The organism is Tardiphaga sp. (assembly GCF_044340795.1).
Taxonomy (GTDB): Bacteria; Pseudomonadota; Alphaproteobacteria; order Rhizobiales; family Xanthobacteraceae; genus Tardiphaga.
The window spans coordinates 1-4,284 of record NZ_JBIISY010000369.1 but is presented as its reverse complement, the minus strand read 5'-3'; the positions used below and the strand labels follow the sequence as shown (position 1 = coordinate 4,284).

Genomic DNA, 4,284 nt, shown 5'->3' with positions numbered 1-4,284 from the left:
GCGATGCGTTGCCCGATGATGGCCTGCTGGTGAAGGTTGATCGCTTTGCCTTCACCGCCAACAACATCACCTACGCCATGCTCGGCGATGCCCTGAAATACTGGCAGCTGTTTCCGGCGCCGGATGGTTTCGGCAATATCCCGGTCTGGGGCTTTGGCGATGTCATCGTGTCCAGGCATCCGCAGCTGTTGGAAGGTGAGCGCCTGTTCGGCTATTTCCCGATGGCGACGCATCTCGTTATCGAAGCGGCTGACGTCAGCAAGCGCGGCCTGCGCGATGGCGCCGCGCATCGGCAGGGCGTCGCCCCCGTCTACAATGCCTATGCGCGCGTCAGCGACGATCCCGCTTTCGCCGGACGTCGGGGCGATTATCAGGCGCTGCTACGGCCGCTCTTCATGCTGTCTTTTCTCGTCGACGACTTCCTCGCCGAAGCCGAATTCTTCGGCGCAAGGCAGGTGATCCTGTCGAGCGCGTCCAGCAAGACCGCGTTCGGTCTCGCACATCTGCTGCACAGCAAGCGGAAGCCGATCCGTGTGATCGGCCTGACCTCGCCGGGAAATGCCGACTTCACCGCATCGCTCGGCTGTTATCATGAGGTCGTCCCATATGATCGCATCGACAGTCTGCCGCCGGAGCAGGCGACCGCTTTTGTCGATATGGCCGGGAATGCCAATCTGCGCCGTCGGCTGCATCGGCACTTCGGGGACCATCTCGTCTACAGCGGCCGTGTCGGCATGACCCATCAGGACGCGGCTGAGGCCGACAATCTGCCGGGCGCAAAACCGTCATGGTTCTTCGCGCCGGACCAGATCCGCAAACGTGCCAGGGAATGGGGGCCGGGCGGCATCGACCAGCGGTTTGGCGCGGCATGGAGCGACTTCGTGCCGATGCTGGAAAAATCCCTCAGCATCGTCGAGGGATATGGCGTGGAGGCCGTCGAGCGAATCTATCGTGAGACCCTCGAGGGGAAGGTGTCACCGAGCGAAGGCTATATGCTGTCGCTGTTCGCGCGCTGATCCGCGCTCACATCTCGCCGAGTGCCTCGCGTCGTCGCTGTTCGGATTCTTCCGCGTAGCGGCGCGTGGCATGCGCTTCCGAGAGCGTGCCGAGCACGCGGTGGGTTTCGGCATCGACGACCGCGAGCGATTCAGTTTCGTTACCTTCAAACACCACCATGGCGTCGCGAATGTTCATCTCGGGATGTAGAACGACGTTGCGGGAGTGCAGCAGACTATCGAGGCGGAAGGCCGCTACATCGGGTGAATGCGCCTCAGGCACGCTCGCAAGGCCCACATAGCTGCCTTCGGAATCGACCACGACCACTTGGTTCTTCGATCCAAGCGGAAACTTTGCGCGGAATTCATCGAGCGGCATGGTGGATTCCACCATGGAAATATCCGGCCGCATCAGCCGCTGCACCGTGAGGTCGCGGATCCAGCCGATATCGGCGGCGCTGCGGATGGTTTCGCCGCGCAGATGCAGGCGCCAGGTGGCGAAGGAGTAGCCGAACAATTCGCGTGTGATCTGTGTGGAGATGATCACGGCGACCAGCACCGCGGTGGTGAGCCAGAGATTGCCGGTGGATTCCAGTGCGATGAAACTCATGGTCAGCGGTCCGCCGATCACCGAGGCGGAGAGGGCGCTGAGGCCGACGATCGTGTAGATGTTTGGATCGAGATTGAGGTCCGGCCACAGCAGGTTGAGGCCGGTGGCGAACAGATGGCCGCCAAGCGCGCCGATGAACAGCGAGGCGAAGAACAGGCCGCCACGGAAGCCCGTGCCCAGCGAGATGATGGACGCGATGGTTTTCAGCACCATCACGAAGGCAACCAGCGCGATCGGATAGGCGGTCATGCCGCCGAAATGCAGGGCGCCATGGCCTGACGCCATCACCTGCGGCGTCAGCAGCGCCAGCGCGCCGACGCCGAGCCCGCCGAGTGCCGGGCGTAGGGGCGGCCATAGCCGGATCTTGGCAAGCAGCCATTCGCACCAGGTCACCACCCGCATGATGCCGATGCCATAGGTGGCGGCGAACACGCCGAGCAGCGCGGCCACCGCGAGGTCATGAGCCTGTACGTCGCCGAATCGCCCGGCAACGACGCCGAGCGTCAGCGGCGAAAAAGAGTGGGCGACGAAGTAACCGGTCACGGCTGCAACGCCGACGGGCATCAGGCTGGCCGAGGTGTAGCCGCCGATCACCAGTTCGAAGGCGTAGAAGGCACCCGCCAGCGGCGCGCCGAAGGCGCCGGCGATCGCCGCAGCGGCGCCGCAGCCCACCAGCACGCGCTGGTCAGCCCGCCGCAGATGGAACGCGCGGCCGATGGAGGCGCCGAGCCCGCTGGCGAGCTGGGTGTAGCCGGCCTCCAGCCCCACCGAAGCACCGACGCCGCTCGACCACACCGTCTGCAACGAGACGATCACACTGCCGCGGAATGACATCCGGCCGCCATAGAGCGCATTGGCCTCGATCGGGTCGATCTCGCGCGCCGGCCGCCAGCGCATCAGCAGCAGGAAGGCGATACCGAGTACCAGCCCGCCCAGAGTGGGAACCAGCAGGGCGCGGACGGGGTCGATCCAATACTGGCTGGACAGCCGCTGGCCCCATTCCAGGTTGAACAGCACAGCATGCAGCACGCTGACCATGGCGCCCATGGCGGCCACCACGAGGCCGCCGATCACGCCGATTATCGCTGCCAGCAGCGCAAGGCTGGTTTCATGCGCGCGGACAAAGACGCGCAGCCATTGCGGGGCCTCAAGATATCGTGACGAAGTGACCATGGGCAGCGTCCGGACGTGGCAAGCCTCGAGCAAGGCACGCGTCCCGCGGCTAGCGGCAGCCCTCTCGCGAGACCACCCGATGTAGCGGAAAAAGCCGGGATTGCGGCATGCTTTTGCGGAGGGGATAGACCAGAGCTATGCCCTTCACAACCCTGTCACGCTGCCTGTAGTATGTGAAACACAGGCTGCTTCGCGCAGTCGAATTGTGGAGTCAGGAGCGTTACTTGAACGCACATGTCTCGCAAGGCGGCTGGCCGGTTCTTGTACTCAATGCGGACTTCCGGCCGCTGAGCTATTATCCTCTTTCGCTTTGGTCGTGGCAGGACGCGGTCAAGGCGGTCTTTCTCGACCGTGTGAATATCGTAGCGCTCTACGATCACGCGGTACGGAGCCCTTCGGCCGATTTTCAGCTGCCCAGTGTGGTCTCGCTGAAATCGTTCGTGAAGCCGACGACGCATCCCGCCTTCACGCGGTTCAACGTCTTCCTGCGCGATCGCTTCTCCTGCCAGTATTGCGGCTCGCGCGACGACCTGACTTTCGATCACATCATCCCGCGTTCCAAGGGCGGCCAGACGACGTGGGAAAACGTGGTCGCGGCCTGTTCGCCCTGCAATCTGCGCAAGGGCAATCTGACCACGCATCAGGCCGGCATGTTTCCGCGCCAGACGGCGTTCTCGCCGACCGTGCATCAGCTGCATCGCAACGGCCGCCTGTTCCCGCCGAACTACCTGCATGAAAGCTGGCTGGACTATCTCTACTGGGATACGGAACTCGATCCGTAGGAGCGTGGCCTTCCGGGCTCAAGAATCGTCTTCGTTCTCGACCAGTTTGGGTTTCGCTCGAAACGACCGTTCGTCATGGATATGTGCCAGCGATATCGCGACATTGACGCGCGGAAGTTCGATCCTTGCATCGATGCCTGTCAGCACGGTGTCTTTCCAAAGGCCGGCTGCATCCCGCCAGAAAAACTGGACGGATGGGTTCTCTGTATCGACAAACATGATGTAGTGCTGCGATTGCAGTTCTTTGTATTCGGCGAGCTTGACGCTGACATCGAAGCTGCGCGTCGTCGGTGAAAGAACCTCGACGATCAATGCAGGCTGATCTGCCGTCAGGGAAACGTCCGGCGGCGTCTTGCTTGACGCGCATGGTCGCGATTGTCTTCAAAGTTCAGGCTGATGATGGGTGTTGACGGGCAGCAGTGGGAGCTGTTGCGTGAGAGTGCCGCCGATCAATCCGTTCAGCTGATCTTCGGAATTGTAGCGCAGGTGGCGTCATGTTTCGAAATAACTGTCGATGCCGACACTATAGCAGTGCCGACAAGGCCGAACGCATGACTGATGCTCCACGCCGCTGTGCTGCGGTGCAGGCTGCAATCCACGCCCGGCCGCAGCAGTGCTTACTGTTGCGAGCATCAGAAAACAGAATCAAAGCCAATGAAGGCTTTCGCGGATTCGCGAATAATTTTATGGATCGATCAGTATGCGACCACATGCGTGCGCAACT

4 protein-coding genes are annotated in these 4,284 nt (G+C 62.1%); 2 read left to right on the top strand and 2 right to left on the bottom strand.

Features of this window, described 5'->3' with window-relative positions; genetic code table 11:
- The coding region (locus ACIQ17_RS31495) for a DUF2855 family protein (RefSeq protein ID WP_398473442.1) at positions 1-1,016 on the top strand (1,016 nt) is incomplete at its 5' end.
- Positions 1,017-1,023: 7 nt separating this feature from the next.
- On the opposite strand, the gene ACIQ17_RS31490 is transcribed toward ACIQ17_RS31495, so the two are convergent.
- Entirely contained in the window at positions 1,024-2,778 is a 1,755-nt protein-coding gene (locus ACIQ17_RS31490) for a chloride channel protein (protein WP_398473440.1), read from the bottom strand.
- A 224-nt stretch (positions 2,779-3,002) separates the two neighbouring features.
- Here ACIQ17_RS31490 and ACIQ17_RS31485 point away from each other — a divergent pair, with 224 nt between their 5' ends.
- Positions 3,003-3,560, top strand: a complete 558-nt coding sequence (locus ACIQ17_RS31485; protein ID WP_211910400.1) for an HNH endonuclease — start codon at positions 3,003-3,005, stop codon at positions 3,558-3,560.
- 18 nt (positions 3,561-3,578) lie between these two features.
- Here the strand turns inward: ACIQ17_RS31485 and ACIQ17_RS31480 are convergent, their stop codons facing one another.
- Entirely contained in the window at positions 3,579-3,893 is a 315-nt protein-coding gene (locus ACIQ17_RS31480; RefSeq protein ID WP_398473444.1) for a Uma2 family endonuclease, read from the bottom strand.
- Positions 3,894-4,284: the final 391 nt, after the last annotated feature.